Genomic DNA, 19271 nt, shown 5'->3' on the forward strand with positions numbered 1-19271 from the left:
ATAAAACCGGCTTCTAGCCCTTATCTATCAAGCACAAGCAGCTATCAATAAAAGAGCTACCCCGCACTGCCCAGCGACAGCCCCGCGTGCTCACGCAGCGGGTGGAAGTGGATTTTGGGAAAGCGCTCCTGCGCCAGGCGCACGTCGTAGGGGCTGGTGCACAGGTAGGCCAGCGCGCCCGCGGCGTCGTGCGCCATGCGTGTGGGGTAGGCGGCTTCGAATTCACGCAGCTCTTGCGGGCTGTCGGCGCTGATCCAGCGTGCGCTCGTGTAGGGGCAGCCTTCGAGCCGCACTTCGCAGTCGTATTCAGTGGCCAGGCGGTGCTGCACCACCTCGAACTGCAGCTGCCCCACGGCGCCCAGCAGCATGTTGCCGCCCATGTCGGGCTTGAAGACCTGGATCGCGCCTTCCTCGCCGAGCTGCAAAAGGCCCTGCTGCAGCTGCTTGGTGCGCAGCGGGTTTTTCAGCACCACGGTCATGAACATCTCGGGCGCGAAGAAGGGCAGGCCGGTGAACTGCAGGTTCGCCCCGTCGGTGATGGTGTCGCCCAATTGCACGCCGCCGTGCGTGGTAAAGCCGATGATGTCGCCCGCGTAGGCTTCTTCCACGGCCTCGCGGCGCTGGCTCATGAAGGTGACCACGCTGGTCGGGCGCAGCTCCTTGCCCGTGCGCTGCACCTTGAGCTTCATGCCCGGCGTGTAGCGGCCCGAGGCCACGCGCACGAAGGCGATGCGGTCGCGGTGGTTGGCGTCCATGTTCGCCTGCACCTTGAATACCACGCCCGAAAAGCCCTCGTCGTCGGGCTGCACGGTTTTTTCCACGGGCTGTTTGTTCACGAGCAAGCTGCTCAAGCGCGGGCCGGGCGGCGGCGCGAGGTCGACCAGCGCGTCCAGCACCTCCATCACGCCAAAATTGTTCACGCCCGAACCGAAGAACACCGGCGTCTGCTTGCCGGCCAGAAAGGCCGCATGATCCCAGGCGGGCGAGGCGCCCACGGCGAGTTCCATGCTCTCCATGGCCTCGTCGAATTCGCTGCCGAAGCGCGCGCGCAGGCGCTCGGTTTCGCTCAAGGGGATGGTTTCGAAGTCCTGCGGGCGCCGCTCGGAGCCGGCCTCGAACACCGTCATGCTCTGCGTGCGCAGGTTGATGATGCCGCCAAAGCGCTTGCCCTGGCCCACGGGCCAGGTCATGGGCACGCAGGACATGCCGAGCTCGCGCTCGACCTCGTCGAGGATGTCGAGCGGCGCGCGCACTTCGCGGTCCATCTTGTTCACGAAGGTGATGATGGGCGTGTCGCGCTGGCGGCAGACCTCGATCAGCCGGCGCGTCTGCGCCTCCACGCCGTTGGCCGCGTCGATCACCATGAGCGCCGAATCCACGGCCGTGAGCACGCGGTAGGTGTCTTCGGAAAAGTCCTTGTGGCCGGGCGTGTCGAGCAGGTTGATGACATGCTCGCGGTAGCTCATCTGCATCACGCTCGAGGCCACCGAGATGCCGCGCTGCTTTTCGATCTCCATCCAGTCGCTGGTGGCGTGGCGGCTGGCCTTGCGGCCCTTGACGGCGCCGGCGATCTGGATCGCGCCCGAAAACAGCAGCAGCTTTTCCGTCAGCGTGGTCTTGCCCGCGTCGGGGTGGGAAATGATGGCAAAAGTGCGGCGGCGCCGCGTTTCACTGGCGTAGGACACGGAGTTCTCGGGTGTGGGTTGGGCCCCCGCCGCGCAGCGATAGGCCAGGCGGGGCAAAGCGGCGCATGGGCCGCAGGGAGTCAGAGCGAGAACACAATTTTACCGATGCTCCCGCAGACCGTGCGCACGTTCGATTTAGGCGCACGATTTGGCCGCACGATTTGGCCGTGCTTTTCAAGATATAATGCTGTGCTTTACGGCGTGTAGCGCAGCCTGGTAGCGCACTTGCATGGGGTGCAAGGGGTCGCGAGTTCGAATCCCGCCACGCCGACCAATAAAATCAAGGGCTTACGTGAGTGATCGCGTAAGCCCTTTTTCCTATTCTGGCGGAAACGGCTTTCTGGTGCCTACATGGTGCCTACAACGCCATTGCTCAGCCCACCCCGGGGACACCCGCCGGGCCCCACCAAACTGACGGCCCTCGCTGTCGCACGGCCACAAAAAACCCGGCACGGTGGCCGGGTTGTGTGGGTGTCGGCGGGCCGACGCACACCCTATCCGCAATGCCCGGCTCCAATTGCCGGGGGTGCGGGTGCGGGCATCGCCGACCACAGCACAAGTATAGCCGTCCGGAATGCGCAGCAACAAACCTTAACGCGCCTCCGCTGGCGCGAATGCCGGGCACTCGCCGCCATCGAACCGCTCGCGCGGCGGCCAGCAGCGCCCTAGCTCGTCTGGGGCCAGCCCAGCGGCCGCACCCACCAGACAGCACCCGGCGGCGGCAAGGTTTTCGCAGCTCCAGCACCCGCGCATCGGGTTTTTTCGGGTCTCGGGTTCTGGCGCGGATGGGAGTCTCCACACGGAACCGGCCGAGAACCCCCGGCGTTCGATGATGACCCCGGCAACTGCCGATGCGCGTTGGAGCGTCCTCGATGCGATCCCACGCGCGGCCGCATGCACGCGGACGGTGGCCGCTGGCATCGGGCCACGCTCGAGAACGATGCGCAGCCACGCGGCGGCTTCGTCAACCGCTCGGCTCATGTCGCGACCTCCGTGAAGCGGTCGCAGCGCTGGAGCTGAACCGTGACCCATTCGCGCGGAATCAGGCCAAACACCGCACAGCGCCAGCCCGCGCGGTCGGCGCGGATGTGGCGGCATTCCAGACACAGACGGCGGTCATCCGCATCGCGGTCGCGCAGGTGCAACACGTCGGCAACGCGCTCGGCTTCGTCGGTTGACGCGCCCAGCGCCTCGGCATGCGCGATCCGGCGGGCCATGCGCGCGAGTTCGGCAGCATCGGCGGGCCGGTAGTCTGCCGGGTTGTAGGTTGTAGTCGTAGCGCTACTGCTACAACCCGTTACGCTGTAACGCTCACGCCACGGCAACCCCCCAGCGCCAGCGGCTTGGACATAGGCCGACCACAGCCCTGACCCCTCGGGGCACCGCTCGCCGCAGCCTTTGCCAGCGGCGGCACAAACCCGGCAGGCAAACGTGTGACGCAGGTACTCGCGATGCACCACCTCCGCCGGGCGCAACCCATCCGACGGCGCGGCGTCGGCGGGCGGGGCGACCGCCTCGGGCTTCTCCATCGGCTCCACGCGGCCAGGATCGTTGGCGGCCTCGACTTTTGCGCATGCAACCCGACCATCTTCGACTTTCGGGGTTACGGGGTTACAGGGGTTACAAGCGTCGTAACCCGTTGTTTTTTCAAGCGTAACCTGTAACCCCACCTGTAACCCAGTGCGGGTTACGGGGTTACAACCCGCTGCGCGGTCGCGGTAGCGGCGGATCACGTCAGACAGCGCCATCGCTGGCCTCCTCGTTGACGGTGAGGGGGTACACCTTGACCACGCGGCCATCGATGCGCACGGCCTGCGCATGCCTGCCGTCCGCCCCCGGCGCGGGCAGCATCTTCAAGGCGACCAGCGTTTCGAGTGCGGGTTTGAAGTCCAACCCCCGCAGCGCCTCGCGCAGCCCGTCGGCAGTGAACAGCCATTCCCGCCGACCGTCGCGCATACGCCACCAACCCGCACGATCCCGCACCAGTCGCGCGATGTCTTCGTCGGTATGGATGGCGCTGAAACGCGCGTCGCCGTGCCGGTCGATGAACGCAGTCACGGCCTCGACCACTTGGGCGGTTTCCGTGCGCCCGGCGCTGCGCGTGCTGCGCCACAGCCGGTACGCTTCGGCGGCGGCATCGATGGCGGCTCCCTCGGGCCAGTCGGTCAGCCCGTACTGTGTCGCCAACTCCCCGGCCAAGGCGATCAGCGCGAAGCGGCCCGCAGCGCGCATGCGCTGCCCATCGTCCGCTGGCGCATCGAACACGGGCAGGGTCTTGATGTCCGCCAGCGCTGCCGTCAGGTCGGTGTCGTCCTGCGTCAGTCGCTCCAGAAACGCGCGGCCCGCATGCCCGTAGTGCTGCGCGGCGGCGCGCTTGATGGCGTCCGACAGCGCGCGCCCGTCGGGGTGTTCGTGCAGGGTGTCCCACGCGCCATGCTGACGATCGACGAACACGTCCAGCAGCCGCGCCCCCTGCCCGGCCTTGACGCGCTTGCCCCCTTCGGCCATCGACGCGGCAATGGTGCGCTCACCCGTGCTCAGCACCATGCAGCGCCAGCGCGCCAGCGCGCGCGCCCCTCCGCTGCGGGTAGCCCTTTGCTTGCCCACTCCGTTGCCGAGCATGTAGGCCACCTGCCCGACCTCCTGCGGGTTGGCCTCGCTGATTTCGTCCAGACACAGCAATGCGTCGGAAAACAGCATCGCGGCCCCCTCCAACCCGTTGGCGGTCGCCTTCCATGTCCGCTTGAACAGCTCCGGCCCCCAAATGGAGCGGGCGGCCTCCAGCATCGTGGACTTGCCGGTCGAAGACGGCCCGACCAGGTGCACGCCCCCGCCCTCGGCATGGCAGCGCGCCAGCAGCGGCCCCGCGAAGCCCACCGACAGCGCCAGCGTCAACAGCGGGTTGCCCACGGCCAGCAGCGCCACGCCCTCGATCCAGCCGCGCAGCGTCCCGCCGGTTGCGTACTCGGCAGCGGATGCGTCGGCTTGGAAGATCACTTCCCCAGCCTTCGGGCCGATGGCGCAGTCGGGCAGGACGAACGTGTCGCCGACCCACCCGGTCGAACGCGTGCATGTCACCCGGCGGCGCGGGGTGCGCCATTGCAGGTACTGCGCCAGCCGCGCCCGATAGGTCGGGTCGATTTCCAAGCCTTGCCGCAGCAGTTCCCCGCGCAGCTCTTCGCCGGAACCGCGCAGCAGCTCCATCGGCATGGCCCACGTGCGCCACGTGCCAAGGGACGATTGAAAGCGCAGCACGCGGCCCACGTTGTCGCCGTGCACGTCGGCGGTCAGGGCTTCGACGTGGAGCGGCCCGCATACCCACAGGTCGCGCGGTTCCAGTCGCTTGTTGTCCCCGCGTCCGACCTCTTCGACAAAGAAGGACCAAACGCCCGGACGCAGGCGGCGGCCCTCCAACTCGACCCAGCGGTCGAACACGCGCCACGTGGGGCGGTCTTCGATGGCGGGGTATGCGTCCGGCATGGCGTCCGGCTCGGGTGTAACCCTTGTAACCCGTGCAACCTCCGCCGGGGTTACAGCATCGAATGGTTCTAAGTCTTTGTTTTGATTATGGTTTTTTGGCGGTGTAACCCCTGTAACCCGTGTAACCCCATTTTTTGATGATGCCGGGGTTGCATGTTCAACGATCGCCAGCCCATCGGCTCCGGGCAGCTCAACAGCATGCAGACTGCGTTCATCCATGGCGCACCCCCTCCCGCTGCTGCCACAACATCAGGTCATTGAAGTCGGACAGCGCCAGCGGCGCACCGTGCGGCCAACGCGGACGCAGCACCTCGCCGCCGACAGCGACGGCGGCCTCGCGCGCGGCGGTCAACCCCGGATTGCCCTGCGTCAGCCGGTCATCGTCGGCAGCGATCACGATGCGCACGTCGGGCCGGGGGCGGCGGATCGCTTGGGCCACCGGCAGCAGGTTGCCGCAGTCCACGGCGGCTACATGGGCGGCACCCGGGACCAGCGCCAACAGGTGCACGCTCATGGTCGTTGCGAAGCCTTCGGCGATCAGCACGGCGGCGGCTTCGTGCGGGTCACCCGCCACAGGGATGAAGCGCCCGCGCTTGGCCCCTCCCGATAACAGCCGCTTGGAACCGTCAGGCGCGATGCGTTGCAGACTCCACAGCCTGCCGTCAACGTCGTACAGCGGCAGGATCAGCTCGTCCCCGGTTTGCTGCGCGATACCGGGCGGGATGCCCTTGGCGGCCAAGTAGCGGTGCCCCGGATCGGCGGGCCGGGCGTTCTTCCACCACGCGGCGGCTTGCCCAGCGGCTCGCTCATGGGCGGCCTGCTGTTCGGCGTCGCGCTGGCGGCGGGCCTCCAGCATGGCGGCGTTCAGGGCGCGGCGCTGCTCCCGCGTCAGCGGCTTGTCACCCCGGCTCGACCACGTGACGCGTGCACCCGTGCGCCAGTGCCCGGCGGCTCCATGGTCGGGGTGCAGGACACACCAACCGTTGCGGGCTCCCCGGCGGTCGCCCTCGACGTGGAAGCGGCACACCCGGCCATCGGCAACGATGGCGGCGGGGTCACTGGGGACGATCCCGGCTCGCGTCAGAGCGTTGAGCAAGCCGGCCACGGGGTCGACATCGAAAGGTACGACCGCATTCATGACCGCACCCCCAGCAGATCGATAATCGCCCACGCGAGCGGCAGTCCGCTCAGCATCCCTCCAACGAACGGCAGCAGGTCGGTTTTGAGGAGGATTGCGGCGCGCGCCGGGGCGTGCCACAATGCACGCGCGGACTGCCGTGTGACAGCGCCGTCCGTTTTTTCCCCCATGTCTCGCCCCGCCCGCCCCAGCGGGGTTTTTCTTTCGGCGCGCGGCAGGGCTCGCACCGTCGAAGGAATCTTCTTCATGGTGCAGCCCCCTTCACTTGGCAGCGGCGATTCGCTGCTCGATCCATTGCCGGATCGCGCTCTCTGGCCACGCGCTGGTGCGCTGGCCGATCTTGATGGGCTTGGGGAATTCGCCCTTCCCGATCATTTCATACAACTTGCTTTTGGAAACGCCGACGGTGTTCAGCACCAGCGGCAGACGGAGAAGTTTTTCCATGTTGGTGGTTCTCTGTGAACGCGACAAAAGCGCATTTCCTCGCCGTGGTCGCGGGTCACATGTCCAGCCCGCCGAGTCTCGCTGACCCATTCCGGTGGGGCCGCTTACGCGGTATCCGTGCCGGTCAGTCCTGCCGCTTTACGTGGTGCAGGGTTTGCGCTCAGGCGCGCGGGCGACGGCCTATTAGGTCATGCTTGGGACGAAACCGTCCAGCGCCGTGCTGCGCGGCGCTTGGCGGTAGCGCACCGACCATCTGGTGTTACGCGGGTGTAAACTGTGAATCGGCTCGCTCCTTCTCCGTCGCGGGTGCGCGAAGCGGCGGATGTAGTAGGGGCGGCAGTGGCTCTCCCCGCGGCCGCCCTATCGGGATCGACCTCATACCCGGTCACGACCCAAGCATTCGCTCCGGGTTGTTTGGCCAGCCCGCGGTCGATGTTGGCCGTCACACTCTTCATGGCCGACCGGCTTAGGGCAATTTGACTCCCCGGCCGCATCGCGCGCTCACCACGCTCCACCCAGCCACGCGCGGGCAGGATGAAGTTGTTGATGATCTCGGCGTCCGTCAGGGCCAGATCCTTGAAGTACGGCACGTTCTGGCGCAGCCAGGTGCGGATGGCCGCAATCGCCCGGCGCACGAAGCCCAGTTCCGGACGGGTCTGCGCCAATTCGGCCAGCACCTCCTCGGCCACCTGGCGGCGCTCCTTCTGGCTCCCCAGATCCTTGCCGTACTCCTTGGCCTTCGCGCGCAGCAGGTCTGGCCGCGCGGCCGCCAGGTCGTCCAGCACCTTCACCAGGCCGGGGCCGAACACGGCGCGCAGCCCGTAGTGGCCAAGCGCCTCGTGGAACAGCGCTTCGGCCGCGTCGCTGATGCTGCGCAGGCCATCGGCCACCAGGTACACGGTGCCGCGGTCGTAGAAGGCGCGCGGCACCCCCGTCGCGCCGGCGGCGCGCTGGCGGGCGTCCTCCTGGCGCGCGGCCTCCGGCACGCGCATGTCCTGCATGTTTGGCACCACCACCACGGTCGGCGCCTGGGCCCAGCGTGACGTGATGGTGTCGGCCACCTGGCGCACGGCGGATTCCGTCATGCCTCCGGCGCGGCCGCGGCTCAGTCCGGCTTGCGGCCGGTCCGATTCGGTCATATACTTCGCTGGCGTGAAGCCGACAGATCGCTGAACCACCCCTGGCAATTGGAGCCCGGCAGTCGTAGCGAGAAGTCGGCTTCTGCTTTTGTCGGCGTACTTCAGCTTCCCAGCGCGAATCCACTGCGGAAACTTCCACTGCGCATCGTTACGCGGATACATGCTGGGCAGGTAAACCACCTCCAGGCGCCCGGACGATCCATTGGGCTCGACAGCCACAACCACCGGGCTGCCATTCACCACAGCTTCAGTCACCAGCAACAGCCGACCCGGCCGCGTGTCCGACTCAAAGACCAAGGCCGGGTTTTCCAGCAAGCCAGCCAAATCCCGCAACTGCGCCTTGGGCACGCCATGCTCAAGGTGCATCTTGGCAATCAGATTGCGGTTCGTGTAAACCGGCTTGTCGTCCACCCCCAGCATGCGCAGCACTTCAGGGGTGCGAATCCCTACGTCGATCTGCTGGCGCAAAGCCTGCTTGTCATCGCGCAACCCAGCGTCAATCGCGCGGTCCACCTCGGCATAAAACTCGGGTGAACGGCTGAACAGCGTCACACCCTGCTCCGTCTCCCGCGCCTTGATCCAGCCCTCCAGGCGCTCGCCGGCCTCGGGCTTTGGCGCATCCTCTGCCGCTGACTGCTGCTCGGCAGGCTGCTGGGCCGATGGCTGCTCCTGCGCCGGCTGGCGGAACAGGTCGCCCGTCGTGTCCTGGCGGCCGTCCTGCGTTTCGAGCGAGAACATCCCGGCACCGGCTTCACTCTCACGGCGGATCTGCTCGCGCGCATCGCGCTGCTCGGCCGTCTCGGCGCGCTCCTGCTGGGCCAGCACGTCCTCACGGGTGGGGTTGGTCAGCAGTGGTTCGGCAGGCTCGCCGCGCATCCTTGCCTGCACGCGGCGCTCCATCTCGTCAAACTGCTCGTCGGTGGCGTCCCACTCGCCATCCGGCGTCTGACCGATGCCCATTTCCTCGGCCACGGCAGCCTGCGCCTCGGTGTAGCTCTCGCGGCCCTCGGCCTTGCGCTTCAGCTCAGCCTGCGCGGCCGGCGAAAGCTGGCGCAGCTCAAACCCGCCATCGACCGCCACCACCTCATGCGTGCCGGTCAGGTCGTAACGCTCCTGGTACTGCTGCGCGCTGGTCTTGCTCTTGAAGGGCTTGCCGTTTTCCTGGCGCACCACGCGGTCGGATTGCAGCCGGCGCACCTCGGCGGCGCGCTCTTCGCTCTTCACCCAGGCGTTGTAGTCCTTGGGCAGGTTCTCGACCGGCTTTCCGCCCTGCTGCACGAACTTGACGTAGGCGGCGGCCTTGTCATCCATGGCCAAGTCGCCAAACGCGCTGGCGCCATTGACGCCCGCGGCCTTGTAGAGCTTGGCGGCCTCGCCACGCTCCAGCAGGTTGTTCAGGATCTGTGTCGGGAAGGTGCGGAAATCGCGCTCAAGCTGCTGCGCTTGGTCGGCAGGCAGCGCGTCCGGCTCTGCCTTCGGCTTCGCCGCCTTCTTCGGCTTCTTCGCCTTTACGGCTTGGCCGTCTGCCGCTCCCGCACGTCCTTCGGCTGCGGTTGCTCGCCCGTCAGCACCTTCTTGCTGTCCTGCTCCGGCACGCGCGGCTGCGGCGCCATCGCCTTCTTCAGCTCGCGGATCGCCTTGGCCAACTTGCTGTTGGGCTTCAGGCGCGGCATCTTGTCCGGGTTCGCTTCCGCGATCCGCAGTAGCTCCAGGCCCGCTTTCTCCTGCGCGCTGTCGCCCGACTGCCGTCCGTGCTTCACCAGCACCGACCCCAGGATCGCCGCTGCCAGCGGGTTGTCCGCGGCCTTCTTCGGGTTGAGCTTCTGCATCGCTTTGTCCTTCCGTGATCGGGTTGATTGTCGCCAGAATCTCACCGGCCGTCACCACGTCGCCAAACATGCCGGGGTCGGCGCTCGTGGCCATGGCGGCGGTCACGTAGTCGCTCAGGCTCTTGGTCAGCTTGTCCTTGCCCACGGCCCGCGTCATGTACTGGCCGGAATAGAACATGCGCAGCACGCCCACGGTCGTGGCGTCCGGTGTCTCGCCCGTCATCAGGTCGGGCTGGTTCACCAGGTCGTAGAGCATCGTGCCGTCGCGGCGCGCCTTGCGGATCAGGCCGATCGCCTGGATCAGGTTCTGCGTGATGTCCGTCTGCGGGTTGATGGCGCCCAGCTTCGCGCTGTCGCGCATGTTGGCCCACTGGCCGGCGACGGCCTTCAGCGCCTCGCCAATGGCCTTGATGTCCGTGTCCGTGGAGTCGAACATCTCTTCAACGATGTCCGAATCCCCGTAGGCGGCCTGCATCAGCGCGGCCTGGATGCGCTTGCGGCCGTCCTGGGAAAGTTGCCCGTCACCGGTCATCATCCCGGCCACGTCCTGGCCAGCGGCTTGCAGCTTGCCAATGAACGCGCGCACGAAATCGCGGTTGGCCGCGCTGGTGATCTCCCCCGGCTCATACACCGACAGCACGCTCGAATCCATCAGCGGTGCATCCTGGCGCGCCAGCTCGGCCGGACTCATGCCCAGGCCCTGGCCCTGGCTCTTGGCGGCCATGTTGGCGGTGTTGGCCGCATCGGAGTACACGCGCACCAGCATCGGGTTCGGCGTGCGCGCGATCACGTCAGCCGGGATGCCGTGCATCGCCCCGTCGGCTTGCATGCCGGCCACGTACTCGCCGGCCGTGCCCATCTCATGCGCGGCACGAACACCTGCGGTGCGGCCGTTGTTCAGCGCCTTGATCGTGCCGGGTGTCGTGCTGCTGAACTCCGGGTTCTGGCGGCCATCGGCAAAGTTCGACGGGTTGACCTTCGTGGCATCCACCACGGCGTAACGGAACGGAACGCGCTGGCCGTCGCTCATCACGGCCACGTCCTGGCGGCCGAAGTTCTCCGCGGGGATGCGGCTCACGTCGTCGCCCACGGCAAACACCATCGGCGCCCCGCTGTCCGGCGTGCGGCTCGGCCCCAGGCGCATGTAATCTGGGTTGCGGGCGATGTCGCTCATCTGCACCACGGACGCAGCGCGCGAGCGGTCACGGTTTTGCAGGTCCACGCTCGGCTGCGGTTGCAGCGGCGGCAGGATGGGCTCTGCCTGCTTGGCCTGCGGCGCCTGGAAGCGCCGCAGCAGGTTCTCGATCGCCTCGCCGGGCAGGAAGCTCAGGCGGTCGAACTGCTCGGGCTCCTTCTGGCGCAGTCGGGCCACGAAGCGTTTGACGGAGTTGTACTGGCCGGCAAAGCCGTGCTGGTCGACCAGGTCCTGGAAGATGGCCATGGCGTTGCGCTTGAGACGCAACTGCGCCTGGATGAACTCACGGTGGGGTTCGCACAGGGAGGAGGCCAGTGGCGCAGGGGCAACAGCAGGAGCCGGTGGCCGGGGTGGGGCAGTTTGACTGGCCACCGCCTCAGAGCCGGTGGCCACCCCGGGGCAGTTTGCCCGTTCGGCCGCAAAGCGTTGCCGGTAGGCGCGGATGGTGTGACGGGAGATACCTGTGACCCGCTCGATCTCTCGCTGGCTGGCGTTGGCCTCCAGCAGCGTCCATATGGTGGTTTGCAAGTGTGGCTTCAAGACGTTCACTCCGGTGGTCCCCTCGTTGGTGAGGGGGTGAAAGTAACGTCCTGCCTGTCGGCCAGCGGGCGACCAACATGCCAAGCTCAATGCATCAGGTCACCACTGGTCAGGTGGAGCAATTTGGGTGGCCATAAGTGGAGCACTTTGGGTGGCCGCCGGGGGTCGAGCATGAACATCATGCCGCACTCAACGGTAGCCTACCCCTCCACCACCAGTTCCAACTCGCCCACCCGGCTGCCCTGGTTCACCTCGAAGATCATGGTCATGAGTTGCAGCAAGGTCTTCTTGTACTCGCTGTCATCGTTGTCTGCCAGATCCTTGCCCTTCATTTTGGAATCAACGAAGCGGCCGGCGTAGGAGAGGCGTATGGCCTGGATGCGCGCCCTGAATGCGTCGTCGCCTCTGATCATCCTCCTCCCGACTCAGCGGAATGAAGTTCGATGTTCCCTCGCGGCCTTCGATAATGCGATTCAGTAGCTCCCCCGCGCGCAACGACACCACCTGTGCGCTCTTGGGACAGCAATGCCGCCCCCAATCGGCTATCAGGCGGCAGCACCCCGCGCCAGCGGGATCACGTTAACGCGCTCTTCCGTGCCGCTGATGACGCGCTCCAGGAACTCCCCCAGCGCATCGAACGCGCGGGCTTGCTCTGCCCAGCGGCGCGTCACTTGGTAGGTACGTGACACCTTGCTTGGCACCTTGTGATTCAGGCATTCGTCCACGATGGCCGGATGAACACCCAACTTGTCGGCCATCAGTGTCGCTCCCGTGCGGCGCAGATCGTGCGCTGTCCAGTGGCCGCCGGGCAGCACCAGCGCATCGGTCGCCAGCGTGCGCCGGGACAGGCGCTCTTGCAGCGCACTGCGCTGGCGGTCGGCAATCTGCTTGCCAAATGACTTGATGCACACCGGCCCCTTGCCCACCCGGTCGGGGAACAGCCACGGCGTCGGTTGCCCATCCCGCCCCAGTTCGCGCAGTTCCGCCAGAGCGCGCATGTGCCGCAGCGCGAAGTCCGACATGTGGACTACGTGCTCCCGTCCGTTCTTCGCGTCCTCCGCCGGGATGCGCCACTTCCGGGCCGTCATATCGACGTTATCCCACCGCGCGCCCAGTAGCTCACCCGCGCGGCATACAGTGGACAGGATCAACCACACCGCCAACTCGCTGCGGCGGTTCATGCGGGACTGTGGCAGCGCTTGCGCCAGCAGGCGGATTTCCTCAACGCTCAGCACGCGCTCGCGCTCTTCACCGACCGTTCCGCCCACGTCGGATCGCCCCAGCCCCTCCAACGGGTTCGTCGGGATGATTTCGCGCAGCACCGCGAACCGAAGCATTTGCTTGAGGTCGGAAAACAACACCCCCACCGTGCGCAGCGCCCCGCGCGCCTTGTGGGTGTCGAAGATGGCCATCAGGTCGGACTTGCGCAGGTCCGCGACAGCCACATCGCCAATGGCCGGGAATACATGGCGCTCGAACTGCTGGCGGACATACAGCCCGCCATCTTTGCGGCCCGATGGCTTGCCGTTCGGCCCGATCTGCCGCGCCAGCTCCACGGCGGCCCACCGCTCGAACAACTGCCGCACCGTCAGGCGGCGCTGCCGTTCGAGTTCGGCTTGCCGCGCGGCATCTTCCGCCTCGCGGCGCTGGCGCTCCAACTCCGCCAGCCGTGCACGATCTTTCTCCTCGGCGATGCGGCGCTGCTGCTCGAAGTAGCCGCGCAGGTCGCGGATCGCAGGGATACCCTTTTTCTCGTCACCGCGATACAGACTCGACCACTCCAACGCGATCTTGCGCGCGTCGGCAACGGACAACCCGGCGCGACCGCTCGGGTCGTAGTCACCGATTTTCAGGCGTACCTGTCTTCTGTCGCGGTCGGCGTAGCGGAAATAAAAAGACCGTGACCCGCTGGGTGTAATGCGTCCGATGAACGCTCCGCGTCCTCTGCCCAGCGATTCCACGATCCAGCGATCCGCCCCGGATGCGGCCGCATCCATCCCCTTTGTCGTCACCTGTGCCATGCGCCTATCCCCAATCCGCCCGACACGCCCCGCGCCTTCTGGTGCCTACACGGTGCCTACAACGGCCCGGCTTGAGGTGGACTTTAGCAGACAATCATGGACGCAAAAATCGCGGCCAATCTCGTATGTGCTTGTTTTTTAAGATATGCGGCAAACGATCGTGGACGGCCTAGGTTGCAAAACAACAACAATAAGATTGCATGGGGTGCAAGGGGTCGCGAGTTCGAATCCCGCCACGCCGACCAATAACGATAAGGGCCCCCAGCTATCAAGCTGAGGGCCCTTTTCTATTTCAGCGGTCAAATCGCCGGCCACGCCCAGACTGGCGCCGTAGGCTCCGTCTTCAACCCAGATTGTCGATTGGGCGGTGCTGCGCACCTACGCGGGCGCTGCGACATAAGGAAGCGCAACGATGGCGCTGCCTACTTCGGGCTCGCAACCGCTGAATGGAAATCTGGAAAATCCGGGAAATCGGGGGTTGATAGAATCTTCGCCCCGATTGTCGCTGTGGCACTAACGCCGCCCCGGCCTGTCTCTTTGCGCTTTCTTGCGCCGCTTTGCCCCCTCTCCCGCCCACCATGTCGTCGAACCTGCACCCCATGCTCAATGTGGCCATCAAGGCCGCCCGCGCCGCCGGCGCCCTCATCAACCGCGCGGCGCTGGACGTGGAAGCCGTGCGCGTGTCGCAAAAGCAGATCAACGATTTCGTCACCGAGGTGGATCAGGCGGCCGAGCAGGCCATCATCGAGACTTTGCTCGCGGCCTACCCGGGCCACGGCATCCTGGCCGAAGAGTCGGGCAGCCAGCACGGCGCCAAGCATTCCGAACATGTCTGGGTCATAGACCCGCTGGACGGCACGACCAACTTCATCCACGGCTTTCCGGTGTATTGCGTGAGCATCGCGCTCATGGTGCGGGGCAAGGTCGAGCATGCCGTGGTGTACGACCCCACGCGCAACGACTTGTTCACCGCCACCAAAGGCCGCGGCGCCTACCTCAACGAGCGCCGCATCCGCGTGAGCAAACGCACCCAGCTCAAGGACTGCCTGATCTCCACGGGCTTTCCGTTCCGCCCCGGCGACGACTTCAAGACCTATCTGCTGATGATGGCCGAACTGATGCCGCGCACCGCCGGCCTGCGCCGCCCGGGCGCCGCGGCGCTCGATCTGGCCTACGTCGCGGCAGGTTTCACCGACGGCTTTTTCGAGACCGGCCTGAGCATCTGGGACGTGGCTGCGGGATCGCTGCTCGTGACCGAAGCGGGCGGGCTGGTCGGCAACTTCACGGGCGAGGCCGACTTCCTCGAACAAAAAGAATGCCTCGCCGGCACGCCACGCATCTACGGCCAGCTCGTGCACCTGCTCGGCAAATACAGCAAGTTTGCCAACGCAGGCGACAAGGCTGGCGTGCGCCAGGCGGTGCAGGAGGCGCCCGGCGCATCCGGTGCCATGTCGGCCGAAGATGATGCCCCCAGCGCCCCAGAAGACGCCGATGAACGCAAGGAGAGCGGCGAGGCGGCAGCGTAAAGACACGCGCCACCATCATCGCTGCGCTCTCGGTACGCTGCACGCAGATAGCGCACACGCCTGCAGCTTTTCAACCGCAGCCCATTAACCGCAGCGCACGGCCGTGATGCGCCCCTGCGCATCGACGATCAGATTCAGCCGCTCGGCGTTGAACTCCAGCGTCACCGCCTGCCCCTGGCGCAGCACCCGCGCCATGGCCGCGCCCGAAAGCACGCGCGCCTGCTCCACCACCGAAGCCGTGCCCTGCTTGCCGATCACGGCCTGGGCCGGCTGCGCATTGCAAACGCCGCCGCGCGGGCCTGGGCTCGGGAATGCCACTTCGTTTGGGCCGGGCGGCGCAGCGCAGCCGGCGAGCAGACCAAGGCCTGTTGCAGTCAGAAAAAGGAAAACGATACGCATCCAAAAACTCCAGAGTTGCAGGGTTGAGCGAGGCCTTGCGCAGGCGGTGCGCAACGATAGCGCCACCCACTTCGCGCCCCGTCACCAACGGTAAGCGCAGAATGCCCGTTCCGGGCGGGGCTGCCGGAGTCTGCGCTGCTCGTGCCACGTCATTGCGAAGGCCGTCTGGGGCATGGCAGCCCATGCGCAAGCGCACGCAGCATAATCGCGGCCACTTTTTCACCCTGCACCCTTTCCCCGGAACCTCCATGGACATCGTTTTGCTGATCAAGGCCGCCGTCATGGGCGTGGTCGAAGGTTTGACCGAGTTTTTGCCCATCTCCTCCACCGGCCACCTGATCCTCGTGGGCGCGCTGCTGCACTTCGACGATGCCAAGGCCAAGGTGTTCGACATCGCGATCCAGACCGGGGCGATTTTTGCCGTGATCCTGGTTTATTGGCCCAAGATTCGCACCACGCTCGCGGGGCTGCCGCGCGAGCGCAGCGCGCAGCGGCTCGCACTCAACGTGCTGATCGCGTTCCTGCCCGCGGTGGTGCTGGGGCTGCTCGCGGGCAAGGCGATCAAGGAACACCTGTTCACGCCGCTGGTCGTGGCCAGCACCTTCATCGCGGGCGGCTTCATCATCCTCTGGGCCGAGCGCCGCGCACCGCGTGCGACGCGCATCGCCACCGTGGACGAGCTCACGGCGTTCGACGCGCTCAAGGTCGGCCTGGTGCAGTGCCTGGCCATGGTGCCGGGCACGAGCCGCAGCGGCGCGACCATCATCGGCGGCATGCTGCTCGGGCTGTCGCGCCAGGCGGCGACGGACTTCTCCTTCTTCCTCGCGATTCCCACGCTGATCGGCGCGGGCGCCTACAGCCTCTACAAAGAGCGCGCGCTGCTGTCGCTGGCCGACATGCCGCTTTTTCTGACGGGGCTGGTGTTTTCGTTTCTCAGCGCCTGGCTGTGCGTGCGCTGGCTGCTGCGCTACATCAGCACGCACGACTTCATCCCGTTTGCCTACTACCGCATCGCCTTCGGCCTGCTCGTGCTGCTCACGGCCTGGACGGGCTGGGTGCAGTGGGTGGAATGAGCGGCACGGGCACCACCGCGTGATGCGCTATGCATTGCGGAGCTGCTTACGCTTGCAACTCGGCCGTCTCAAGCTGTTTTTGCTTGAAGAGCGCATGAAATCAGCGCAAGCAGCTCCTGGAAAAGGAGCAATCACTCCTGCAAGCGCTTGAGCCGGTACAACGCCTCGAGCGCCTCGCGCGGGCTCAGCGCGTCGGGGTCTATGGTGGCAAGCGCCTCTTCGACCGCGCTCGGCGCCGCCAGCGCGGTGTCGGGTTCGGGCGGCGGGGCGAACAAATCGACCTGCAATTGCCCGGCGCGCGCACGTTCTTCGAGCGTGGCGAGCGTGTGGCGCGCGTGCTGCAGCACGGCGGCCGGCATGCCCGCGAGCTTGGCGACCTGGATGCCGTAGCTGCGGCTCGCCGGGCCGGGCTGGATCTCGTGCAAAAACACGATGTCGCTGCCCGACTCGGCCGCGCTCACGTGCACGTTCACGGCGTGGCGCGCGCTCGCGGGCAGCTCGGTGAGCTCGAAATAATGCGTGGCAAACAGCGTGAAAGCGCGCGTCTTGTCGTGCAGGTGCGTGGCGATGCCGCTGGCGAGCGCAAGGCCGTCGAAGGTGCTGGTGCCGCGCCCGATTTCGTCCATCAGCACCAGGCTGTGCGGCGTGGCGCTGTGCAAAATTTGCGCGGCCTCGGTCATCTCGAGCATGAAGGTCGATTGCGCGTTCGCGAGGTCGTCGGCCGCGCCTATGCGCGTGTGGATCGCGTCGATCGGCCCGAGGCGGCAGGCGCGCGCGGGCACGTAGCTGCCCATGCTCGCGAGCAGCACGATCAGCGCCACCTGGCGCATGTAGGTGGACTTGCCGCCCATGTTGGGGCCGGTGATGATCTGCATGCGCATGTTCGCGTTCAGGCGCGTGTGGTTCGCGATGAACGCGCCGCGCGAGGTTTCGGCCAGGCGCGCCTCGACCACCGGGTGGCGCCCGGCTTCGATCTCGATGCAGGGCTCGGGCGCGAACTGCGGCGCGCACCAAGCTAGCGTGAGCGAACGCTCGGCCAGCGCGCACAGCACGTCGAGCGCCGCGAGCGCCTGCGCGAGCCGCGTGAGCGCGGGCACATGCGGCTGGAGCTGGTCGAGCAGCTGCTCGTACAGCCATTTTTCGCGCGCCAGCGCACGCTCCTGCGCCGACAGCGCCTTGTCCTCGAAGGCCTTGAGCTCGGGCGTGATGAAGCGCTCGGCGTTTTTCAGCGTCTGGCGGCGGCGGTAGTCCGCGGGCACGCGCTCCAGGTAGCTGCCCGTGACTTCGATGTAAAACCCGTGCACCTTGTTGAACTGCACGCGCAGATTCGGGATGCCGGTGCGCGCTTTTTCGCGCCCTTCGAGGTCGAGCAGAAAGTCGTCGCAACCGGTTTGGATCGCGCGCAGCTCGTCGAGCTCGGCGTCGAACCCGGGCGCGATCACGCCGCCGTCGCGCACCAGCGCCGCAGGCTCAGGCGCTATCGCGCGCGCGAGCAAATCCACGCAGGCGGCGGGCGGCTGCAGCGCTGCAAAAATTTGCATCAAATACGGCTCTTGCGCAGGTAAATCCTGCGCAAGCAGCTCTGTTTTTTGGAGCGTCCTGCCCAGCGCCAACAACTCGCGCGGACGCACCTGGCGCAAGGCGATGCGCGCCGTGATGCGCTCCACGTCGCTCACGCCCTGCAGCGCAGCGCGCAGCGCCTTCCAGGCGCCATCGCCGTCCATCCCACGCAAAGCCGTGATCGCCGCGAGACGCGCGCGCGCCGCGCTGCGCTCGCGCTGCGGCGTGAGCAGCCAGGTCTTGAGCAAACGGCTGCCCATGCCCGTGCAGCAGGTGTCGAGCAGCGAAAACAGCGTGGGCGCATCGTCGCCGCGCAGCGTCTTGACCAGCTCCAGATTGCGCCGCGTGGCCGGCGGCAGATCGATCAGCGCGTCGTCTCGCTGCACCTGCACGCCGTGGATGTGGCTCAGCGCCCGACCCTGCGTGTGCTCGGCGTAAGCCAGCAAAGCCGCCGCCGCCGCGTGCGCGAGCGGCAAGTCTTGCGCATTCCAGGCGTGCAAGCTCGCTGCGCCCAGCACTTCGAGCAGCTTGCGCTCGCCCAGCGCGCTGTCGAACTGCCAATCGGGCCGCGGGCTCAAAGGGCAGGCCAGCGTGCCGCTGTGGCGCAGCGCTTGCAATTGGTTTTCGAGCGCCGTGCTGCAGCCCGCGCTGTAGATCAACTCGCTCGGCGCGATGCGCGCCAGCCAATCCGCGAGCCCTTGCGCCGTGCATTCGGCCAGGTGCACCAGCCCTTGCGTGACGCTCGCCCACGCCAGCCCATAGCGCCCGCGCGGCCCCTGATGCAGCGCGAGCAACAGCGCCTCGGCCTTGTCGGGCAGCAGCTCGGCGTCTGTCAAGGTGCCGGGCGTGACCACGCGCACCACCTTGCGCTCCACAGGCCCCTTGCTGCTTGCCGGATCGCCCACCTGCTCGCAAATGGCCGCCGATTCACCAAGCCGGATCAGCCGCGCGAGGTAATTGTCGAGCGCATGAAACGGCACCCCCGCCATCGGAATCGGCTGCCCCGCCGAATGCCCGCGCTGCGTCAGCGTGATGTCGAGCAAGCGCGCGGCCTTTTCCGCGTCGGCGTAAAACAGCTCGTAAAAATCGCCCATGCGGTAGAGCAGCAGCGTATCGGGGTACTGGGCCTTGAGGGCCAGGTACTGCTGCATCATGGGCGTGTGGGTCTTGTCGGGCGCGGCGCCCGCTGCGGCCGCGGCAGAAAAGTCGTTGCGTGGCTTCATTTCTGGAACAGCACCGCCC

The 19271-nt window shown here is 66.7% G+C and carries 13 protein-coding genes, 1 tRNA gene and 1 pseudogene; 3 read left to right on the forward strand and 12 right to left on the reverse strand.

Going from position 1 to position 19271, the window contains the following annotated elements:
• Positions 1-56: 56 nt before the first annotated feature.
• On the reverse strand, positions 57-1685 hold the full coding sequence (locus DFR45_RS02260; RefSeq protein ID WP_114482052.1) for a peptide chain release factor 3: 1629 nt from the start codon (positions 1683-1685) through the stop codon (positions 57-59).
• A 197-nt stretch (positions 1686-1882) separates the two neighbouring features.
• On the opposite strand from DFR45_RS02260, the gene DFR45_RS02265 reads away from it, so the two are divergent.
• Positions 1883-1959: transfer RNA gene (locus DFR45_RS02265), tRNA-Pro, on the forward strand.
• Between the two features lie 703 nt (positions 1960-2662).
• On the opposite strand, the gene DFR45_RS14305 is transcribed toward DFR45_RS02265, so the two are convergent.
• The 9 genes and pseudogenes from DFR45_RS14305 to DFR45_RS02305 all read right to left on the reverse strand — a co-directional run bounded on the left by DFR45_RS14305 (position 2663) and on the right by DFR45_RS02305 (position 13471).
• Positions 2663-3433, reverse strand: a complete 771-nt coding sequence (locus DFR45_RS14305; protein WP_144686943.1) for a hypothetical protein — start codon at positions 3431-3433, stop codon at positions 2663-2665.
• Positions 3420-5165, reverse strand: a complete 1746-nt coding sequence (locus DFR45_RS02275; protein WP_199755306.1) for a DUF927 domain-containing protein — start codon at positions 5163-5165, stop codon at positions 3420-3422. The genes DFR45_RS14305 and DFR45_RS02275 overlap by 14 nt, the downstream gene beginning before the upstream one ends.
• A gap of 211 nt (positions 5166-5376) precedes the next feature.
• Positions 5377-6303 carry a toprim domain-containing protein gene (locus tag DFR45_RS02280; protein WP_199755305.1) on the reverse strand — a complete coding sequence of 309 codons (927 nt, stop codon included), beginning with the start codon at positions 6301-6303 and terminating at the stop codon, positions 5377-5379.
• Positions 6300-6551, reverse strand: coding sequence for a hypothetical protein (locus tag DFR45_RS02285; protein WP_114482055.1), 252 nt, complete (start codon positions 6549-6551; stop codon positions 6300-6302). Before DFR45_RS02285 ends, DFR45_RS02280 begins: the two co-directional genes overlap by 4 nt.
• 13 nt (positions 6552-6564) lie before the next feature.
• Complete coding sequence (locus DFR45_RS02290; protein WP_114482056.1) at positions 6565-6747, reverse strand: helix-turn-helix transcriptional regulator; 183 nt, start codon at positions 6745-6747, stop codon at positions 6565-6567.
• Between the two features lie 188 nt (positions 6748-6935).
• Positions 6936-11036 carry a MuF-C-terminal domain-containing protein gene (locus DFR45_RS14450; protein ID WP_277752676.1) on the reverse strand — a complete coding sequence of 1367 codons (4101 nt, stop codon included), beginning with the start codon at positions 11034-11036 and terminating at the stop codon, positions 6936-6938.
• A pseudogene (locus tag DFR45_RS14630) lies at positions 11016-11459 on the reverse strand (IS21 family transposase); the annotation flags it as partial. The gene DFR45_RS14450 and the pseudogene DFR45_RS14630, both read right to left, overlap by 21 nt.
• Before the next feature lie 191 nt (positions 11460-11650).
• Positions 11651-11863 carry a hypothetical protein gene (locus DFR45_RS02300; RefSeq protein WP_114482057.1) on the reverse strand — a complete coding sequence of 71 codons (213 nt, stop codon included), beginning with the start codon at positions 11861-11863 and terminating at the stop codon, positions 11651-11653.
• Between the two features lie 132 nt (positions 11864-11995).
• Positions 11996-13471: a tyrosine-type recombinase/integrase gene (locus DFR45_RS02305; protein ID WP_114482058.1), complete on the reverse strand. Its 1476-nt coding sequence runs from the start codon at positions 13469-13471 to the stop codon at positions 11996-11998.
• Between the two features lie 578 nt (positions 13472-14049).
• Here DFR45_RS02305 and DFR45_RS02310 point away from each other — a divergent pair.
• A complete protein-coding gene (locus DFR45_RS02310; RefSeq protein WP_114482059.1) occupies positions 14050-14997 on the forward strand; it encodes an inositol monophosphatase family protein in 948 nt (315 codons plus the stop codon).
• Positions 14998-15081: 84 nt separating this feature from the next.
• Here the strand turns inward: DFR45_RS02310 and DFR45_RS02315 are convergent, their stop codons facing one another.
• On the reverse strand, positions 15082-15315 hold the full coding sequence (locus DFR45_RS02315; RefSeq protein WP_425320869.1) for an I78 family peptidase inhibitor: 234 nt from the start codon (positions 15313-15315) through the stop codon (positions 15082-15084).
• A gap of 329 nt (positions 15316-15644) precedes the next feature.
• On the opposite strand from DFR45_RS02315, the gene DFR45_RS02320 reads away from it, so the two are divergent.
• Entirely contained in the window at positions 15645-16469 is an 825-nt protein-coding gene (locus tag DFR45_RS02320) for an undecaprenyl-diphosphate phosphatase (RefSeq protein WP_114482206.1), read from the forward strand.
• Positions 16470-16600: 131 nt separating this feature from the next.
• Here DFR45_RS02320 and mutS read toward each other — a convergent pair whose 3' ends face one another.
• Positions 16601-19252, reverse strand: coding sequence for a DNA mismatch repair protein MutS (mutS, locus tag DFR45_RS02325; RefSeq protein WP_114482061.1), 2652 nt, complete (start codon positions 19250-19252; stop codon positions 16601-16603).
• Positions 19253-19271 lie beyond the last annotated feature (19 nt).

This window comes from Extensimonas vulgaris (assembly GCF_003337425.1).
In the GTDB taxonomy this organism is placed as follows: domain Bacteria; phylum Pseudomonadota; class Gammaproteobacteria; order Burkholderiales; family Burkholderiaceae_C; genus Extensimonas; species Extensimonas vulgaris.

Bases quoted from the DNA above. Each gene is read 5' to 3' on its own strand.
- DFR45_RS02285 (WP_114482055.1), bottom strand. From the start codon at position 6,551: ATGAAGAAGATTCCTTCGACGGTGCGAGCCCTGCCGCGCGCCGAAAGA.
- DFR45_RS02275 (WP_199755306.1), bottom strand. From the start codon at position 5,165: ATGCCGGACGCATACCCCGCCATCGAAGACCGCCCCACGTGGCGCGTG.
- DFR45_RS02280 (WP_199755305.1), bottom strand. From the start codon at position 6,303: ATGAATGCGGTCGTACCTTTCGATGTCGACCCCGTGGCCGGCTTGCTC.
- mutS (WP_114482061.1), bottom strand. From the start codon at position 19,252: ATGAAGCCACGCAACGACTTTTCTGCCGCGGCCGCAGCGGGCGCCGCG.
- DFR45_RS14305 (WP_144686943.1), bottom strand. From the start codon at position 3,433: ATGGCGCTGTCTGACGTGATCCGCCGCTACCGCGACCGCGCAGCGGGT.
- DFR45_RS02300 (WP_114482057.1), bottom strand. From the start codon at position 11,863: ATGATCAGAGGCGACGACGCATTCAGGGCGCGCATCCAGGCCATACGC.
- DFR45_RS02290 (WP_114482056.1), bottom strand. From the start codon at position 6,747: ATGGAAAAACTTCTCCGTCTGCCGCTGGTGCTGAACACCGTCGGCGTT.
- DFR45_RS02305 (WP_114482058.1), bottom strand. From the start codon at position 13,471: ATGGCACAGGTGACGACAAAGGGGATGGATGCGGCCGCATCCGGGGCG.
- DFR45_RS02320 (WP_114482206.1), top strand. From the start codon at position 15,645: ATGGACATCGTTTTGCTGATCAAGGCCGCCGTCATGGGCGTGGTCGAA.
- DFR45_RS02310 (WP_114482059.1), top strand. From the start codon at position 14,050: ATGTCGTCGAACCTGCACCCCATGCTCAATGTGGCCATCAAGGCCGCC.